The sequence below is a fragment of the Rhodococcus sp. NPDC054953 genome (assembly GCF_053609225.1).
In genome coordinates this window covers 24,979-42,778 of the sequence record NZ_JBSGXD010000021.1, presented here as the reverse complement: position 1 = coordinate 42,778, position 17,800 = coordinate 24,979, and the positions used below count along the sequence as shown (strand labels likewise).

Below are 17,800 nucleotides of genomic sequence, written 5' to 3'. Positions count from 1 at the left end.
TCACGCGACGGGAGGCGGCACGGTGACCGGTGTGAGCGAGAACAGGGAATCCCGGCTGACCGTCGGGGAGGTGGCGAGGCTGGTCGGGGTGAGCGTGCGGACCCTGCACCACTACGACGAGATCGGGCTGGTCCGGCCGTCCGGCCGCACCCCGTCCGGCTACCGCACCTACTCGGCAGCCGACGTCGAGCGGCTGCATCGGGTGCTGACCTACCGGGAACTGGGATTCCCCCTTGAGGAGATCGCGACCCTCCTCGACGATCCGTCGGTGGATGCGCTGGCGCACCTGCAGCGACAGCGAAAGCTGTTGGAGGAGAAGATCGATCGCTTGCATCGGATGGTCGCAGCAGTGGAGAACATGATGGAGGCGAAGCAGATGGGAATTCAACTGACCCCCGAGGAGCAGCGCGAGGTCTTCGGTGACGACTGGCCGGGCGAGGAGTACGCGGCGGAGGCCGAGCAGCGCTGGGGCGATACGGACGCCTGGGCCCAGTCGCGGCAGCGGACGGCGGCGTTCACCAAGGACGACTGGACGGCGATCAAGGCCGAGACCGACGCCATCGAGGCGGACTTCGCCGCGGCCCTGGCGGACGGTGCCGCCGCCGACTCGGACCGCGCGTCCGGGCTCGCCGAACGGCACCGGGCCGGCATCGACCGGTTCTACGACTGCTCTCACGAGATGCAGGTGTGCCTGGCGCAGATGTATGTCGCCGATGAGCGCTTCCGGAAGCACTACGACGACGTCGCGCCCGGGCTGGCGCAGTACGTGCACGACGCGATCGTCGCGAACGCCGCCCGGCACGCCTGACCCGGGCGGCGTCCTACCCTGTACTCATGTCCGACCGCCGCACCCCCAGCTTCGGCCAGTACCTCGGGTACCTGGTCGGCCGCACCCTGCCGGATTCGATGCAGGACTGGGTCCGCAACGACGTGATGGGGCCGGGCTCGTCGGTGCGGTACGTGCTGCGGTTCACGCTGCCGCTGATCCCGATCTTCGTTGCGTTCTACCTGCTCATTCCCGGGGAGCGCTGGATTCCGCTGGCGATGATGGCGTTGCTGCTGCTGCCGGTGCTGTACTTCGCGATCGCGCTGATGAACATCTACCGCAGGCATCGCCTGCTCAGCCACGGCCTCGACCCCGAGCTGCTCGGGGAACGGGCCCGCAGCCGGGCCGCCCGCACCCGGGACGACTACGAGTCCCGGCACGGCCGGGGTACCGGCGAGTAACTACGCTCGTCGGTGTCCGCCAACGAAGGGAAACGCACATGACCGAGCAGGTAGCCACCGCAGACCTGGCCGACGAGATCGGCCCCGACATCCGCAGTTGCGACACCCAGTTCATCCAGTTCGGCGGTCACGCGGTGTTCTCCGGACGGATCACCACCATCAGGTGCTTCCAGGACAACCTGCTGGTCAAGCAGACGCTCGGCGAGCCGGGCGAGGGCGGCGTCCTGGTCGTCGACGGCGATGCCAGCGTGCACACCGCCCTGGTCGGGGACATCATCGGCGGCAAGGGCGTCGCGAACGGCTGGGCGGGCGTGATCGTCAACGGCGCGGTCCGGGACTCGGCGATCCTGCGCACCCTCGAGATCGGGATCAAGGCGCTGGGCACCAACCCGCGCAAGAGCACCCAGACCGGGTCCGGGGAGAAGAACGTGCCGGTGACGTTCGGCGGTGTCACCTTCCACCCCGGCGAGATGGTCTACAGCGACCACGACGGCGTCGTGGTCCGTGCCGAGGACTGAACGGCGCCGCGTCGAACGGGCGGCTACCGGGGCATCGTCGCAGTGACGGTCGCGGGAGCCGCCCGTTCGACGATCAGCCGACGATCGTGACCAGGTCCCCGACCTGCACGTTCTCGTAGAACCACCGCGCGTCCTCCGGGCCGAGGTTGATGCACCCGTGGCTGACGTTCTCATACCCCTGGGAGTCGACGGACCACGGCGCGGAGTGCACGAAGATGCCACCCCAGGTGAGCCGGACCGCGAACTCCGTGTCGATCCGGTAGCCCTCGGGCGAGTCGATCGGGACACCATACGTGGACGAGTCCATCACCAGGTGCCGGAACTTCTCCAGCACCTCGAACGTGCCGAGCGGGGTCTCGTACCCCGGCTTGCCCATCGACGCGGGCATGGTCCGGACCTCGCCGTTCGCGGCGACCGTGAAGGTGTGCGTCGACACATTCGCGACCGCGGACGTCACCCGCGCCGACGCCACCGGAGCTGTAAGCGCCCACTGCAGCAACAGAACTGCGGCCGACGCGAACACGATCGGCGCCACCGCGGCGCGCACTGTGCGTGAACTTCTCATGGCCACACCACCCTTCAGACGTGACCGATCACTCCAGTGTCGCACCGCGGGACGGCGTACAACAGCCCCCGGCCGCCGGAACTACGAACCGAAGACCGAACCGCCTGCCGCGCGTCGCCACGGTCCGCGGATCGCGAGGACCAGCCCCGGCGACTGGATGTTCGCGTACAGCGTTTTCCCGTCGGCGCTGAAGGCCGGCCCGCAGAACTCGCTGTCGTTCAGGTCGTTTCGGGCCATCGGGAACGGGTCGCCCTCCTCGGCGACGCCGATCAGGTGGCTGATGCCGTCGCCGTCTTCGGCGAGGATCACGCCGCCGTAGGGCGAGACGGTGATGTTGTCGGGGCCGTCGTAGTTGCCGGTGTCGACGGACGGATCCGGGTTCACCCCGAACAGCGTCTTCAGTTCGACCGTCTCGCTGGCCGGGTCATAGAACCACACCTGACCGTCGTGCTCGGCGGCGCTGCCGTCGGAGGTGCGGGCGTAGCTGGCGACGAAGTACGCGCCGCCGTCGCCCCACCACTGGCCCTCGAGCTTGCGGCTGCGGGTGACCTGATCGTTCGCGAGCTGCTTGCGGATCGAGGTGGACGTCGCGTCCCGGTCCGGGACGTCGACCCACTGCACCTGGTAGCGGACGCCGGGAACGGTCGCCTGGGACAGGTCCGGGACATGGACGCCGTCGGCGAGGCACCGCATCGCCTGGAAGCCGCCCGCGGTGTCGCCGCCCGCGGACTGGGCGAGCGCGTGCAGCGCGCCGCGGCCGCCGACGAATCCCGGCGGCGGCGTCCACCGGAAGAACAGCCCGTTCGGCTTGGACGCGTCCTCGGTGAGGTAGATCGCGTTGCTGCCGGGGTCGACCGCGACCGCCTCGTGCGCGAACCTGCCGAGGAACTTCAGCGGGATGCCGCTCTTGCCGATGTTGGCGTCCCTGCTGACCGGGTCGACCTCGAAGACGTAGCCGTGGTCCAGGGTCGCGCCGTCCTTTCCGGCGCGGTCCTCGGTCTCCTCGCAGGTCAGCCAGGTGCCCCAGGGGGTGATGCCGCCCGCGCAGTTGTTCACCGTGCCCGCGACGCTGACGTACTGTCCGAGGCGTTCCCCGTTCGGACCGATCATCGTCGTCGTGGTGCCGCCGCGCGCGCCGGGATCGTAGGTGAGGCCGTCGACGACGGGAACACCGAACGGCTCGTCGCCGCCGATCTCGTGGTTGGTAACGACCGCGGTGCCGGTGCCGTGCGCGAACACACCGTTCGCGTCGGGGTCGCTCGGGACCGGGGAGCCGTCGTCGAGCAGGGTCTCCCCGGATCGGGCGACGATCGTGTAGGTGAATCCGACCGGCAACGCCAGGATCCCAGCGGGGTCGGGCACGAGCGGACCGTAGCCGACCAGCGGGCCGGGGGCCGCCGATCCGAGGGCAGGCCGGAACAGGGTGTCGACGCTGCCCACGAGCGCCACCCCCAGCCCCGTGAGTGCGGTGCGCCCGAGGAACGAGCGACGGTTGAGCGGTGTGGTGGACACGGTGCGGTACCTCCGTCGGTGAGCTGGGACGCCAGGACGGTAGGCGGCCGAGCACCGGGTCCGGTGGATTCCGCGTGTCCGGCCGGTGAACCGCGGAACAATTTCCGCCGCCGGTGGCCATCCCGAAACTGCCTGCCCGCCAACAGTGTTGCCGCGCCAAACGGTAGCCGTCGGGTTGCGGCTCAGTGCGCGACGCGGGCCCGCATGCCACCGATCTCGACGACGTCACCGGCCCGCAACTGCCTGCCGCGGCGCACCTCGACCTCGCCGTTGACGGTGACCAGGCCGTCGGCGATGACCTCCTTCGCCTCCGCACCGGACTCGATCAGGTTGGCGAGCTTGAGGAACTGGCCGAGGCGGATGACCTCGTCGCGGATGGGGACGTCTTCGGCGGCGGACATGACCCCATTCTCGCGCACCCGGCCATGTCATCCGGCACCCGGGCGCGGGACCGTTCACACTGGGACGATGCCGCCGATCACCGTGGGTGCACCGTCAACTCCGACGCCCGCGCGGGTGCTGCCCGGTCCGCCCGGAACGCGGCTGACCCGGGTCCCGCACATCGCCGGGCTCACCCTCGGGGTCTACGCGGTCCTGGTGTTCCTGTGGAGCCTGTCGCCGGTGCTGCGCTACCTGATCCATCCGGTGCGCGTGTACGTCGACGAGTACTACTTCGACGCACCGGACACCAGTGTCGCGTGGGCGCTGGTGCTCGGACTGCTTGCCGCGGCGCTCGCCAGCCGGAAGCGGATCGCGTGGTGGTTGCTGACGGTCTACCTGTCCCTGAGCGGGTTGGCGAACCTCGTGGTGGCCGTCGCCGACCGCAACATCAATGCCGGGGTGGCCTGCGGCGTGCACGTGGCGGTGGTCGCGGTGCTGATCGCCGCGCGGCCGCAGTTCTACACCCGGGTGCGGCGGGGCGCGGTGTGGAAGGCACTCGGGGTGCTGGTTGCCGGGCTCGCCGTCGGCACCCTGCTCGGGTGGGGCCTGGTGGAACTGTTCCCCGGCAGCCTCCCACAGGATCAACGCCTGCTGTGGTCGGTCAACCGGGTCACCGCGCTCGCGGTGCTCGACAACGAGCAATTCGACGGCCGCCCACACGGTTTCGTGAACACCCTGCTCGGCCTGTTCGGGGCCGTCGCGCTGCTCGCCGCGGTGCTGGTCCTGTTCCGGTCGCAGCGCGCCTCCAACGCGCTCACCGGCAACGACGAGTCCGCGCTGCGTGGACTGCTTGCCGGTTCCGGCGGGGACGACTCGCTCGGCTACTTCGCGACCCGACGCGACAAGGCGGTGGTGTTCGCGCCGTCGGGCAAGGCCGCCGTCACCTACCGCGTCGAGGTCGGGGTGTGCCTGGCGAGCGGCGACCCGATCGGCGACGAGCAGGCGTGGCCGCATGCCATCGACGCCTGGCTCGCGCTCGCCTCGACCTACGGCTGGACGCCCGCCGTGATGGGGGCGAGCGAGGCCGGCGCCACCGCATACGCCAGGGCCGGGTTGACCGTGCTGCAACTCGGCGACGAGGCGATCGTCCGTACCCGCGACTTCGACCTCGCAGGCCGGGACATGCGGCAGGTGCGTCAGGCCGTGAACCGGGTCCGCAAGCAGGGCGTCACGGTCCGGATCCGGCGACACCGGGACCTTCCACCCGAGGATATGCGCCGGGTGATCGACCTCGCCGACGCCTGGCGGGACACCGATGCCGAACGGGGGTTCTCGATGGCCCTCGGCAGGCTCGGTGACCCCGCCGACGGCGACTGCCTGCTCGTGGAGGCGCTCGGATCCGACGACGAGGCGCTCGGGCTGCTGTCGTTGGTGCCGTGGGGCGCCAGTGGGGTGTCGCTCGACCTGATGCGCCGGAATCCGACGGCGCCCAACGGGGTGGTGGAGCTGATGGTCACCGACCTCGCCACCGGCGGTGACCGGTTCGGGATCACCCGGATCTCATTGAACTTCGCGGTGTTCCGCTCGGTGTTCGAGGAGGGCGCCCGGATCGGTGCCGGACCGGTGCTGCGGCTGTGGCGGTCGCTGCTGATGTTCGCGTCCAAGTGGTGGCAGCTCGAGGCCCTGTATCGCTCGAACGTGAAGTACCAACCCGATTGGGTGCCGCGCTACCTGTGCTTCGCGGACCGCCGGGTGCTGCCGAAGGTGGGGGTCGCGTCCGCGATCGCCGAGGGGTTCCTCGCCGTGCCCAGCCTGCGCCGCCGCGACGCGAGCAGGCACACCGGGGTGCACGAGGCGGTCCCCGCCGCGGTGGCGGGCTCCGGGACGCTGCACGCGGACGGCAGTGCGCCCGACGGTGTCCCGTCCCTCGCCGCACCGGCCCCCAACGCCGGGGCGGGGCCGCGACGGCCGGAGCAGGTGCGGGTGCGGATGGCCAAGCTGGCCCGGCTCGCCGGCGAGGGCGTGGACGCCTATCCCGTCGCGTCCCCGCCGACGCACACGGTCGCGGCGGCCGCCGCGTCCCCGGCCGGCACCCGACTCCGGATTGCCGGTCGGCTGCAGCGGATCCGCCCGTACGGAGGGGTCGCGTTCGCGGTGGTCCGGGACTGGTCCGGGGATCTGCAGGTGCTGTTCGACCGGGCCACGGTCGGCGACCGGCTCGACGAGTTCACTGCGGACTTCGACCTCGGCGACCTGATCGAGGTGAGCGGCACGACCGGCCGCAGCCGCACCGGTGAGCTGTCACTGCTCGCCGCGGAGTGGCGGATGAACGGCAAGTGCCTGCACCCGCTGCCGGACAAGTGGAAGGGTCTGTCCGACCCCGAGACCCGGGTCCGGCAGCGGTACCTGGACCTGGCGATCAATCCCGAGGCCAGGGACCTGTTGGTGGCACGCAGCGCGGTGGTGCGGTCGCTGCGGGACACCCTCACCGCACGGCGGTACCTGGAGGTGGAGACGCCGATCCTGCAGCAGGTGCACGGCGGCGCCAACGCGGCCCCGTTCCTGACCCACATCAACGCCTACCACCTGGACCTGTACCTGCGGATCGCGCCGGAGCTGTACCTCAAGCGCCTGTGCGTCGCCGGGATGGAACGGGTCTTCGAGATCGGCCGGGTGTTCCGCAACGAGGGGGTCGACTTCAAACACAATCCCGAGTTCACGATCCTCGAGGCGTACGAGGCGCACAGCGACTACGAGAAGATGATGGTGCTGTGCCGGGAACTGATCCAGGCGGCGGCGGTCGCCGCGCACGGCAGGGAGGTCATCCTGCGACCCGGGCCGGACGGGGCGATGGTCGAGGTCGACATCTCCGGGGTGTGGCCGGTCAAGACGATGCACGGCGCGGTGTCGGAGCAAATCGGGGTCGAAATCGGTCCGGAGACACCGCTTTCCGATCTCCGTCGTCTGTGTGACCGACATGAGATCCCGTACCGGACGGACTGGGACGAGGGTGCGGTGGCGCAGGAGATGTACGAGCACCTCGTCGAGGATCACACTGAGTTCCCCACCTTCTACACGAACTTCCCGACGTCGATGTCGCCGCTGACCCGGCCGCACCCGACGATCCCTGGGGTGGCCGCGAAGTGGGATCTCGTCGCGTGGGGCGTCGAACTCGGCACCGCGTACAGCGAACTCACCGACCCGATCGACCAGCGGGCCCGGCTGACCGAACAGTCGCTGCTCGCGGCGGGCGGGGACGAGGAGGCGATGGAACTCGACGAGGACTTCCTGCAGGCCCTCGAGCACGCGATGCCGCCGACCGGCGGGCTCGGCATGGGGGTGGACCGGGTGGTCATGCTCATCACCGGCGGCAGCATCCGCGAGACCCTCGCATTCCCGCTCGCGAAGCCGAAGCAGTGACCGGCGCGGCCCGCGTCCGGGTCGTTGTCGTGGTGCTGCTTGCCGTCGGCGCCGTCAGCTACACCTCGTGGCTGCTCGAACTGGTGCTGCCGACCGGGCTCGACCCGGCCCGCGCGTACACCAGCGAGCTGGCCGCGTTGGACCAGCCGTACGGATTCTGGTTCCGGACGGCGGATCTGGTGACCGGCGCGATCCTGCTGACCGCAGCACTGCTGGCCGCCGCGCTGCTGCCGCGGCGGCCGCTCACCACCACCGGCTGGGTCGCGCTCGGGATATTCGGGATCGCGACCGCCGCCGATTCGCGGATGCCGCTGCACTGTTCGGCGCATGCCAGCGCCCGATGCGCGGCACTCGAGGCGGCCGGGGTGTACGACCAGGCCCGGCTGCTGCACGCGTCGACGAGCACCGTTGCCGCGACGTCCGCTGCGGTGTCGGTGTTCGCGTTCATCCTGGCCGCGTATCGCTACGGGTGGCCGGGGTGGCTGCGCTGGACCGGCATCGCGATTGTCGTCGGGTACGTCGCCGGGCTGGCGTGGACGCTGTGGGCGGTGCGGGCGGACGGCCGCGGGGACGAGGTCTGGCTGCTCGGGTACGCGCAGCGGCTGCAGCTGCTTGCGGTGTCGGGGTGGATCGCCTACGCCGCGGCGGTCGCGTGGTGGCAGCGCAAGAAAGTTCGCTACTAAGTATTGCCAAGTACCACTACTCAGCGTTACTTTGTACCGGTAGTCAGCAACACCGAGTACTGGAGAAGGTGCGATGGGCAAGCAGGCAACCGAGATGCTCAAGGGAGTCCTCGAGGGCATCGTTCTCGCGCTCCTGTCGGTACGACCCGCCTACGGATACGAGATCACCGCGCGACTGCGCGATCAGGGCTTCGCGGACATCGCGGAGGGCACCATCTACGCCCTGCTCGTGCGGATCGAGCAGCGCGACCTCGTCGACGTGGAGAAGGTTCCGTCCGAGAAGGGGCCGCCGCGCAAGGTCTACACCCTCAACGACAGGGGCCGAGACCAACTGACCGAGTTCTGGAGGACCTGGAGCTTCCTCGCCGAACGGATCGAGCAGCTCCACGAAGGAGAGAAGTGATCATGGCCGCGAAGTGGATTGAGAGCATCACCGGATCGCTCGAACAGAAGAAGCAGTTCAAGCAGTACCGGGCCCGGATCGAGGCGCTGCCCGAGCCGTACGCGGCGGCAGCGAAGGCGCTCGAGCGGTACTTGACCTACTACGCGGGCGTCACCGATGGCGACACCCTCGTCACGATGTACGTCGACGCCGCCGACCTCTGGGAACGCGCCGCGGCCGATGGCACCACGGTGCGGGCGATCGTCGGCGACGATCCGGTCGAGTTCGCCGAGACGTTCGCGCAGGCCTACACCGGTAAGCGGTGGATCGACAAGGAGCGCACCCGCCTCACCCGGACCATCGAGGACCTCGAGCGGGAGGACGAGCAATGAGCACGCCCACGGCCATCCGGGTGCGCGGCGTCGAGAAGTCGTACGACCAGCTGCACGTTCTGCGCGGCGTCGACCTTGAGGTCGCGCGGGGAAGCATCTTCGCGCTGCTCGGGTCGAACGGCGCGGGCAAGACCACCCTGGTCAAGATCCTGGCCACCCTGCTCCGCGCCGACGCGGGCACCGCAACAGTCGACGGGCGCGACATCGGCACCGAACCGGACCGGGTGCGCGAATCCATCAGCCTCACCGGACAGTTCGCCGCCGTCGACGAGATACTCACGGGCAGAGAGAATCTGGTACTGATCGCCCGGCTCCGGCACCTGGCCGATCCCGCGAAGGTCGCCGACGGTCTGCTCGCGCGCTTCTCCCTGAGCGAGGCGTGCGACCGAAAGGTCGGCGCGTACTCCGGCGGCATGCGCAGACGCCTCGACATCGCGATGAGCCTGATCGGCGACCCGCCCATCGTGTTCCTCGACGAACCGACGACGGGACTCGACCCGCAGGCCCGCAACGAGGTGTGGCAGGCGGTGCGGGAACTCGCCGCGAACGGCACGACGGTGCTGCTGACGACGCAGTACCTCGAGGAGGCCGAACACCTCGCCGACCGGATCGCGATCCTGCATCAGGGGCGGATCACCGTCGACGGCACGCTGGGCGAACTGAAGGCGCTGCTACCGCCCGCGACGGTCGAGTACGTCGAGAAGCAGCCGACCCTCGAGGAGGTCTTCCTCAGCCTCGTCGGCACCGACAGCCGTCCCGCGGGCACGCGGGCGGGCACCGACGGAAGGGACCCGTCATGACCACCCACGTTCTCGCCGACACCACCGCCCTCACCGGGCGATCCCTGCGGCACATCACCCGCAGCCCGGACACCGTCATCACGACCGCCATCACCCCGGTGGCGATGATGCTCCTGTTCGTGTACGTCTTCGGCGGTGCCATCGATACCGGTTCCGGCACCGGAACGAGCACCGGGGAGTACGCGACCTACCTGCTGCCCGGAATCCTGCTCATCACGATCGCCTCGGGCGTCGCCTACACCGCCGTTCGGCTCTTCAATGATCTGCAGGGCGGCATCGTCGAGCGGTTCCAGTCGATGCCGATCGCCCGGCCGTCGGTGCTGTGGTCGCACGTGCTCACCTCGCTGGTCGCGAACCTGGGCGCGCTCGTCCTCGTGGTCGGTGGCGCGCTGCTGATGGGATTCCGCTCGGGGGCGAACCTTCTCGAATGGCTTGTGGTTGTGGGCATTCTGGTGTTGTTCACGCTGGCCCTGACCTGGCTGGCGGTGATCGCGGGCCTGTCGGCGAGTTCGGTCGACGGCGCGGGGGCGTTCGCCTACCCGCTGATCTTCCTGCCGTTCCTCAGCTCCGCCTTCGTCCCGACCGACTCGATGCCGGGACCGGTGCGGGCCCTCGCCGACAACCAGCCGGTGACCTCGATCGTCGACGCGATCCGCGGCCTGCTTGCCGGCCACCCCGCCGGCTCCGACGTCTGGGTCGCCCTCGCCTGGTGCGGCGGTCTCCTCGTGGTCGCCTACGCCGCCGCGGTGATGATCTACCGGCGCCGGTTCGCCTGACCCGGCCCGCGGCACGTCCCCCCGTGACACGGGGGGACGTTTCGCGGCGGCGGGTGGCACGGGGCATGACAGGGTGAGGTGGTGCAGTTGCTCCTGATCCGCCACGCCCTCCCCGACCACGTCGTCACCGTCGACGGCCCCGCCGATCCGGCGTTGACCGCGGAGGGCCGGGCCCAGGCCGAGCGGCTGCCCGGTGCGCTGGCGCCGTATCCGGTCGCCCGGATCATCAGCAGCCCGCAGCTGCGGGCCCGGCAGACCGCCGCGCCGCTCGCCCGCACGCTCGGGATCGAGGTCGGCGTCGACCCCGGCCTCGCCGAGTACGACAGCGAGCTCTCGCACTACATCCCGATCCACGAGGCGAAGACCGCGGCGCCCGAGGCGTACGCGCGGATCCTTGCGGGCCACCTGCCCGGGTTCGTCGACGAGCCCGCCTTCCGTGCCCGTGTCCTCGCCGCGATGGGCCGGATCGTCGCCGCCGCCGACCACGAGCACACCGTCGCGGTCGTCGCGCACGGCGGCGTTATCAACATCTACCTGCAGCACCTGCTCGGACTGGACCGTCCGCTGACCTTCCCGGTCGACTACACGTCGGTCAGCCGGATCCTGTTTTCCCGCAACGGCAAGGCCCGACCGGCATCGGTCAACGAGACGGGGCACGTGCGGGATCTGCTGCCCCGCTACCGCTGAGCGGGCGACCGGGCCTGCCCGCGAAACCGAGACACAGCCGGGTGCACACGTCGGCGAGTTCCTCGGGTGATTCGTCGGGATGCACCAGCCAGTTCTCGACGAGGTGATTGACGCCGCCCGCGACGAACCGGGCGAACCGCCGCGGGTCGGCGCCGCCGGGCGTCCCGAAACCGGGGATTCCGCTGCCGTACTGCAGGATCAGGTCCGCCACGATGTTCAGGCTGTCCACCCGGCGGTTCTCCAGGCCGGGTATGCCCGCGAGGTCGGTCCGCATGATGCGGTGCAGGTCGGGGTCGGCGGCGATGGCGCCTAGGAACGCCGAGAGCGCCGCGCGCAGCTTGTCCTCGAGGGTGCCGTCGGCGTCCCGACTGGAGTCGACGAGGGTGGCGAACAGCTCGCCGCGCACCTCGTCGGCGACCGCCACGATGAGGGCATCACGGTTCGCGAACTGCTCGTAGAAGTAGCGGGGCTGCAGACCGGCCGCGGCGCACACCCCGCGCACCGTCACCTCGCCGAGGCCCGCATGCCCCCAGGACCGGCGGGCGGCGCCGACCAGCTTGCGACGCCGGTCGGCGCGGCGGTCGTCCGCGCTGACCCCGCCGTAGGACCGCACCACATCTCCCCGTGCCATTGACAGCACTCTACCGTCGCCCTATGTTTTGGAAAACATGCGTTGCCCAAAACTCGTGCCGATCGAAGGGCTCCCGATGACGTCCGCGCCGCCCACCCGTCACCCGGACGCACCGTGCACCGTCCCGCCCGGCATCCGGATGTTCGGCCTGATGCTGGGACTGCGACGACCCGATGCCGCCGAGTTCCGCCGCATGGGCGACTGCCTGACGGTCGGCGACGCCCCCGCGGACCGACTGGTCGAGTGGATGTACGCGGCCGGGATGTCCGCCGCGCGCCCGCTGTTCGAGCGGGCCCTGTCCGAGGGGATCGGCGCCATCGAGGACGCGCCGGAACCGTTGCGCGCGTTCTTCTCCGGGGTCGAGGCGGTCCCGGACTGGGTCGACTGGCCGACGATCGAGCTGGGCGCGGCGGTGATGCGCAGCGGCGGCGCCGATGGGCTGTACATCGCCAGGGACGTCGCCCTGCTCGGCGGCTACATGTTCGCCGGATTCAACCAGACCCTGCTGCGCACCGGTGCCCTCGAGAAGGGCTCAAACGCCCGGTTCGCCGAGACCTCCCAGTGGGCGCTGGACGTGATCGGCGAGGACGGGCTCCGGCCGGGCGGGGCGGGCTACCGGTCGACGCTGCGGGTGCGCCTGATCCACGCGATGGTCCGGCGGCACGTGGCGGCGCTCCCCGACTGGGATCCCGGCGCCTGGGGGCTGCCGATCAACCAGACCGACATGGCGGCGACGGTCGTCGGCGCGCTCGTCGCCCCCAGCATGGGCGCGATCGCGATGGGAACGGTGTACCGCCCCACCGAGTACGACGCCGTCGCGCACCTGACGCGGTACGTGGGGTGGCTGATCGGGGTGCAGGACGAGTTCCTGCCGACCGGATTCCGGGACGCGGTGCGGGTGCTGCTGCACACCTCGTACGCGCTCTCGACACCCGACGAGACCACGCGCCAGCTCGCGGTCCCGATGATCGACGACCCGCTGTCCTGGAACTACCGCGTCCTCCCTGCGCTGCGCAGACGCATCGCGCGGTCCCAGCACCTGTCGGTCACCAGTGCCTTCCTCGGGCCCGGCGCGATGCGGACCCTGGGCCTCCCGGCGCTGGCCCTGCCCTGGTACCCGCTGATCAGGTTTCCGCTCAACGCTTTTCGATCGGTCCTTGCCCTGCGCCGCGGCGGACGGGACCGTGCCGCGGCCCGCGGCGCCGCCCAGCAGCGCGCGTTCATGCGCACGATGGTCGACGGCGACGCCACCGTCGGTCACGCGGCGACGGGGATCACCCACCGCGCCGCATGACCCGTCGGCGTCAGGCCTTCTCGCGCAGCCATCCGGCGAGCCAGGCCGTCGGGGTGGTGCCCGCGGCGTCGACGGCATAGCCCTGGTAGTTCTGGTGCGCGCCGGAACCGTAGAACCGGGCCAGGTCCGCCGCCCGCTCCAGGTTCGCCCGTTCGGTCAACTGGCCGCGCAGCGTGGGCATGCCGCCCGCCCCGGCGAGATCACCGAGGATCACCCCGGCCTCCGGCACGTAGTCCGGCGAATCGGACGAGCCGGGGTCCGCGTTCGTCGCGGCGAAGCCGGCCATCCGGGTCACGAAGTCGTCGGACTCGGTGGCGCAGTACAGGTCACCGGGCGCGCAGAACGTCACGGTGCGGTCGCTGACCCAGCCGAAGCCGCCGGGACGTGCCCCGCCCGCACCGGCGCCCGGCACGCTCGGGCCGATCAGCGCGTCGGTCGGGGACCGCTTCGGGTCGGACAGCAGCCCGATGCCCGCGATGCGCTCCGGCCGGATGGTGCTCAGCCCGGTGCCGATCTCGTTGGCCAGATCCCCGGCCGCGTCGGCGCCCTGGCTGTAGCCGATGATCCCGAAGCGGGTGCCCGCGCAGCGGGCCTGCATCGCCTCGAGCATGCCGCGCGCGAAGTCGGTGGCCTGCTGCTTGGACGCGCCGTACATCTCGCCCTCCCACGGGAAGGCGGTCGCGACGTACCGCACGTAGTCGGTGCGGATGTCCGCGCCGCGCAGCCGGTTCGTGACGTCGGCGAGCATGCCGCCACCGGCCTGCTTGTCGGGGGTGACGCCGGTCTCCCAGGTCCCGGGAATGGCGACGACGTAGAGACTGGGACATGCCGGGTCCGCCTGTGCCGCACCGGCACCCGCCCCCACCAGCAGCCCCGCTGCCGCCGCGACGGCCGCCGATGCCATCGCCACGAACTTCCTCGGCCCCATTCAGCCAACCCCTTACTTCCTGCACTCCCGACAACGACGCCGCGATCGTCGCACCGGGATGTGTCGAAAAGATGCACAAGCGGTAAAGAAACGTTACCCCGGCCGACCGCTGGTCGGCGAGGCGGAACACAAATACCATGCGCGCCCTCCGGGGCAGGCAACCGGGCGCGTCGCTCAGCCGGTGCGCTGCCCGGTCAGCGCGGCGGTGCGGCGGTCGATCCAGGTACGCATCGCGTCGACGTCGGCCCGCAGATCCTCCGCGGTGAGCCCGTCGCTGACCGGGACGGTGACCGCGAGCCGATCGAGGAGGTCGGCGGCCAGCCCGCCCGCATACATCTGGTCGAACAGCGCCCAGTAGGCGTCCTCGTACGCGGCGGTGAAGGCGGCCGACTCCAGGAAGCGGGTCTTCATCGCGTTGTCCTTGCTCGTCCCGGGCGGCCCGCCCTGCGGCGGGGTCATGCCGCTCGGCGGCATGCCATTCGGCGCGGCCATGCCCTGCGGCGCGGTCATGCCCGCACCGGGCGCACCGGCGTCCGGTCCTGCTCCCGGACCGCCCGCCCCCATCGCCAACGCAACCTCGTCGTGCGGGCCGGCCGTCGCGTCCCCCTGCATCGCGAGGTTGAGGTCCCACGAGACGACGGTGAACTTGCCGGTGTCGAGGTCATACCAGAGGTAGTAGTTCTGCCCGGGCCCGCTCATGTCGTCGCCGTTGACGATCAGGTTCTGGGTTGCCAGGTACCGGGCGAACGAGTCGACGTCGACCCAGTCGGCCAGGTGCGCGTCGAACTCCTCGTCCGACGCCGTGTCCAGCCACCGCAGGAAGCCGATGATCGGCTGCAGGTTCCCGCTGCCGACGGCGTTGATCTGCTTGAACTGGTCGGCGTAGGCGGACTGGTCATCGCCCGCGTACTCGAAGCGGGAGTTCGCATCCGCCTTGTACAGGTAGCCGTCCGAGTCGAACAGCGCGTTGGCGTAGGTGTCGTCGGGGTGTTCGAGCAGCAGCCGGGTGGTGGTGACGCTGTCGTTGATCGAGTACACCGTGTACGCGTAGCGCTGGGACGGCTGCCCAGTCCCGGCCGTCAGCGACAGCGACATCGCCTCGTTCAGCACCGGGGAGCCGGGCCGGACCGACAGCTCCGTCATGCCCTGGTAGGCCCGCCCGTCCTCGTTCTCGTCGAAGCTGATGAGCAGCGGCAGCGAGGTCGGGTCGTCCTCCGAGGCCTGCTCACCCATCGCGCCCATCGGGTCGGCACCCTCGGGGATCTCGATGCCCTCGGGTGGTCCCATGCCGTCCGGCGGTTCGAATCCGTCGGTGCCGGGGCCCCGTCCGCTGACCCCCATCAGGGTGGAGTTGCCCTTCAGCCGGATCGACACGTCGTTGACGAAGGTGCCGTCCATCGTGAGGTCGGCGGTGACCCACTTCTTGTCCCCGGTCGTCTGGAACTCGGTGATCATGTCGTCGTACTCGGCATCGGTGATCTCGAGGGACACCTGGTGCGTCACGGCATCGTCGAACAGGTTCACCGTGCCGATGATGTTGTCGGTGATCGGGGACGCGATCACCGAGGCGTCGCCGGTGATCGTCGGTCGGATGCGGGTGCCACCGAAGACGGTGGCCATCACGGTCACGAACGCAACGAACACCACCAGCAACTTCCAATGCTGTCGGAGCGATGTCGGGATCCGGTGCCGGAGACCGAGTTTCGGACCAGGAGGCCGGGCGGCGTTCGTCGGCGGCATCAGATGTCCGTCTGGTCGTATCCGGTCAGTACGGTCACGCGCTGCCCGGTGTTGACGGCGCCGAGGGCGGCGATCAGCTCTGCGGGCGTGCGACCCTTCTTCAGCTGGGCGGTGTAGTACATCTCGTTCAGGGCACCCGATCGGACCGCCTCCGTGGACACCAGCTCGAACTCGGAGCAGTACCGAATGAGGACGTCGTCGACGAGGGCCGCGTACTCCTGCTCCGGCGGCACCTGCACCTTGACCACCTGGCGCTGCACGTCGAGCTTGAACCAGCTGAACCTGTTCATGATCAGCAGCACCAGGCAGATCGCGACGGTCGCGGCGATCGCCAGCAGATAGAACCTGGTGCCGGTCGTCATGCCGATCGCCATCACCAGGAAGATGAACCCGACATCGCGGGTTTCCTTGATGGCGTTGCGGAATCGGACCACCGACAGTGCGCCGACGAGAGCGAAGGCGCGGGCGATGTTGGAGCCGACGACCAGCATGATCAGCGAGATGATCATGCCGACCATCACCAACGTCTGCACGTACGACTGGCTGTACGACACGTTCTTGTGGGTGTACCGGTAGACCCAGCCGATGATCGCCGACAGCACGAACGACAGTGACAGCGACACGATGATGTCGAATGTGCTGAAGGTACCGCTGAGGTCCTGGAGATTGAGATTCATGGGTTTCCTGTCTTGCTTTCCGTGCAGCGCACTGGGTTACAGAGGAAGCGGATCGGCCCGCACCCGACGGTCGAACCCGTCCGGGAGCACCAGCTCCGGCGCACCGTGCCGCGATCGCGGCGCCATCCCGAAGGCCTCCACCGACTGGCAATACTTCGACACCCGGATCACCGACATGTTCAGGCGCGCGGTCAGATCCGTCGCCCAGTAGGGGACCCGCTCGTTCGCCTTGAGCTCGACGATCGCCAGCTTCGGTGGGATGATGTAGCGGTTCTCGGCACCGGAGGCGAAATGGAAGTCCCGATCCCGGCCGTGCACCTTGTGATCGATCGTGACCCGCAGCCCGAGATCCGCCTCCCTGCCGACGAACGCCTCCCGCAGGTAGCCGGTGGTCACCGTCGGACGCAGATCGAGGTTCCCGATCAGCGTGGTCACCTCGTTCACGAACGGTCGCTGCGACGGATCACCGTCGATCTCCTCGCGGCCGTTCAGCCAGCGCTGAGCGAGCCCGTACGGCAACGCGATCCGGCGCTTCTGGGTCACCCGGTTGACCCGCTGCTTGATCTCGATCTGAACCGGGGTCTCGTCGGTGCACGCGGCAGGCGGGCCGTACAGCCGCAGCCGCAGCTTGCGCCGGAACTTCAGGCCCTCGATCTTCTCCCAGTAGAACCGCAGATCGGGGGTGTCGTAATACAGCGACGTCACCGGGTAGCCGCCGTGCGGCGAGTACGGGTCGGTGTCCATCCGCGCGGCGAGTTCGGCCCGCAGTTCGGGCACCTTCATCTCGTCGACGAAGTACTTGATCTCGTACCGGTTGAACGCGTGCAGCCTGCTCGCGGTCTGCTGGTAACCGGTGGGATCGGTGGGGACATCCTCCGTCCGGTGCCTGCCCTCCGCGGAGGGGGTGCGGAAACGGTCGAACAGTCCCATCGGATCGGCCTTCCTCGGTCTCGGTCGAACGTCGGACGACGTTCACCAACCGATCACACCGGCTTCACCTTGTCGCTTCATGGGATGAACCTGGCAGTTCGCTGCCAATGCTGGGCGGCGAATCGAAGCCATGGCGTGAGACGACCGTGGGGACCCAAGAGAAACGCCCCGGTGGTGCCAGGCGGTGTTGAGGGGGGCCCCCAAAGGAACGAAAAACACACCCAAGATTCCAGGTTCCCACCCCCTCCCTCCCCGGG

The 17,800-nt window shown here is 69.7% G+C and carries 18 protein-coding genes and 1 pseudogene; 11 read left to right on the top strand and 8 right to left on the bottom strand.

Annotated features, from left to right (window positions below; genetic code table 11):
• Positions 1 to 31: 31 nt before the first annotated feature.
• The 3 genes from ACWF62_RS14945 to rraA are packed head-to-tail and all read left to right on the top strand — an operon-like array spanning position 32 to position 1,745.
• On the top strand, positions 32 to 808 hold the full coding sequence (locus tag ACWF62_RS14945) for a MerR family transcriptional regulator (protein ID WP_378509279.1): 777 nt from the start codon (positions 32 to 34) through the stop codon (positions 806 to 808).
• Positions 809 to 834: 26 nt separating this feature from the next.
• Entirely contained in the window at positions 835 to 1,227 is a 393-nt protein-coding gene (locus ACWF62_RS14940) for a DUF5313 family protein (RefSeq protein WP_378509280.1), read from the top strand.
• Between the two features lie 38 nt (positions 1,228 to 1,265).
• A complete protein-coding gene (gene rraA, locus ACWF62_RS14935) occupies positions 1,266 to 1,745 on the top strand; it encodes a ribonuclease E activity regulator RraA (RefSeq protein ID WP_378509281.1) in 480 nt (159 codons plus the stop codon).
• 73 nt (positions 1,746 to 1,818) lie between these two features.
• Here rraA and ACWF62_RS14930 read toward each other — a convergent pair.
• The 3 genes and pseudogenes from ACWF62_RS14930 to ACWF62_RS14920 form a co-directional block, all read right to left on the bottom strand.
• Positions 1,819 to 2,254, bottom strand: a pseudogene (locus ACWF62_RS14930) (L,D-transpeptidase); the annotation flags it as partial.
• Between the two features lie 137 nt (positions 2,255 to 2,391).
• Entirely contained in the window at positions 2,392 to 3,822 is a 1,431-nt protein-coding gene (locus ACWF62_RS14925) for an alkaline phosphatase PhoX (protein ID WP_452630505.1), read from the bottom strand.
• Positions 3,823 to 4,004: 182 nt separating this feature from the next.
• Positions 4,005 to 4,223, bottom strand: a complete 219-nt coding sequence (locus tag ACWF62_RS14920; protein WP_378509283.1) for an RNA-binding S4 domain-containing protein — start codon at positions 4,221 to 4,223, stop codon at positions 4,005 to 4,007.
• A gap of 67 nt (positions 4,224 to 4,290) precedes the next feature.
• On the opposite strand from ACWF62_RS14920, the gene lysX reads away from it, so the two are divergent.
• From lysX to ACWF62_RS14885, 7 genes are all read left to right on the top strand, one after another.
• Positions 4,291 to 7,623 carry a bifunctional lysylphosphatidylglycerol synthetase/lysine--tRNA ligase LysX gene (lysX, locus tag ACWF62_RS14915; RefSeq protein WP_452630504.1) on the top strand — a complete coding sequence of 1,111 codons (3,333 nt, stop codon included), beginning with the start codon at positions 4,291 to 4,293 and terminating at the stop codon, positions 7,621 to 7,623.
• Positions 7,620 to 8,306, top strand: coding sequence for a DUF998 domain-containing protein (locus ACWF62_RS14910; RefSeq protein WP_452630503.1), 687 nt, complete (start codon positions 7,620 to 7,622; stop codon positions 8,304 to 8,306). Before lysX ends, ACWF62_RS14910 begins: the two co-directional genes overlap by 4 nt.
• A gap of 73 nt (positions 8,307 to 8,379) precedes the next feature.
• Positions 8,380 to 8,709, top strand: coding sequence for a PadR family transcriptional regulator (locus tag ACWF62_RS14905; RefSeq protein ID WP_378509286.1), 330 nt, complete (start codon positions 8,380 to 8,382; stop codon positions 8,707 to 8,709).
• Between the two features lie 2 nt (positions 8,710 to 8,711).
• Positions 8,712 to 9,080 (top strand): DUF1048 domain-containing protein, encoded by a 369-nt coding sequence (locus ACWF62_RS14900; RefSeq protein ID WP_452630502.1) that lies wholly within the window; start codon positions 8,712 to 8,714, stop codon positions 9,078 to 9,080.
• The gene (locus ACWF62_RS14895; RefSeq protein ID WP_452630500.1) at positions 9,077 to 9,880 is read left to right on the top strand and encodes an ABC transporter ATP-binding protein; all 804 of its coding nucleotides are present in this window, start codon (positions 9,077 to 9,079) and stop codon (positions 9,878 to 9,880) included. The genes ACWF62_RS14900 and ACWF62_RS14895 overlap by 4 nt, the downstream gene beginning before the upstream one ends.
• Positions 9,877 to 10,656 (top strand): ABC transporter permease, encoded by a 780-nt coding sequence (locus ACWF62_RS14890; protein ID WP_452630499.1) that lies wholly within the window; start codon positions 9,877 to 9,879, stop codon positions 10,654 to 10,656. Before ACWF62_RS14895 ends, ACWF62_RS14890 begins: the two co-directional genes overlap by 4 nt.
• Positions 10,657 to 10,737: 81 nt before the next feature.
• The gene (locus tag ACWF62_RS14885; RefSeq protein WP_452630498.1) at positions 10,738 to 11,343 is read left to right on the top strand and encodes a histidine phosphatase family protein; all 606 of its coding nucleotides are present in this window, start codon (positions 10,738 to 10,740) and stop codon (positions 11,341 to 11,343) included.
• On the opposite strand, the gene ACWF62_RS14880 is transcribed toward ACWF62_RS14885, so the two are convergent.
• Entirely contained in the window at positions 11,297 to 11,974 is a 678-nt protein-coding gene (locus tag ACWF62_RS14880) for a TetR/AcrR family transcriptional regulator (protein WP_452630497.1), read from the bottom strand. The genes ACWF62_RS14885 and ACWF62_RS14880 overlap by 47 nt on opposite strands.
• 76 nt (positions 11,975 to 12,050) lie before the next feature.
• On the opposite strand from ACWF62_RS14880, the gene ACWF62_RS14875 reads away from it, so the two are divergent.
• Positions 12,051 to 13,268: an oxygenase MpaB family protein gene (locus tag ACWF62_RS14875; RefSeq protein ID WP_452630495.1), complete on the top strand. Its 1,218-nt coding sequence runs from the start codon at positions 12,051 to 12,053 to the stop codon at positions 13,266 to 13,268.
• A gap of 10 nt (positions 13,269 to 13,278) precedes the next feature.
• Here the strand turns inward: ACWF62_RS14875 and ACWF62_RS14870 are convergent, their stop codons facing one another.
• From ACWF62_RS14870 to ACWF62_RS14855, 4 genes are all read right to left on the bottom strand, one after another.
• Positions 13,279 to 14,196 (bottom strand): cutinase family protein, encoded by a 918-nt coding sequence (locus ACWF62_RS14870; protein ID WP_378509293.1) that lies wholly within the window; start codon positions 14,194 to 14,196, stop codon positions 13,279 to 13,281.
• Between the two features lie 174 nt (positions 14,197 to 14,370).
• Positions 14,371 to 15,936, bottom strand: a complete 1,566-nt coding sequence (locus tag ACWF62_RS14865) for a CotH kinase family protein (RefSeq protein WP_452630494.1) — start codon at positions 15,934 to 15,936, stop codon at positions 14,371 to 14,373.
• Positions 15,936 to 16,613: a DUF4956 domain-containing protein gene (locus ACWF62_RS14860; protein ID WP_452630493.1), complete on the bottom strand. Its 678-nt coding sequence runs from the start codon at positions 16,611 to 16,613 to the stop codon at positions 15,936 to 15,938. The genes ACWF62_RS14865 and ACWF62_RS14860 overlap by 1 nt, the downstream gene beginning before the upstream one ends.
• A gap of 36 nt (positions 16,614 to 16,649) precedes the next feature.
• The gene (locus ACWF62_RS14855) at positions 16,650 to 17,543 is read right to left on the bottom strand and encodes a VTC domain-containing protein (protein WP_452630492.1); all 894 of its coding nucleotides are present in this window, start codon (positions 17,541 to 17,543) and stop codon (positions 16,650 to 16,652) included.
• Between the last annotated feature and the right edge of the window lie 257 nt (positions 17,544 to 17,800).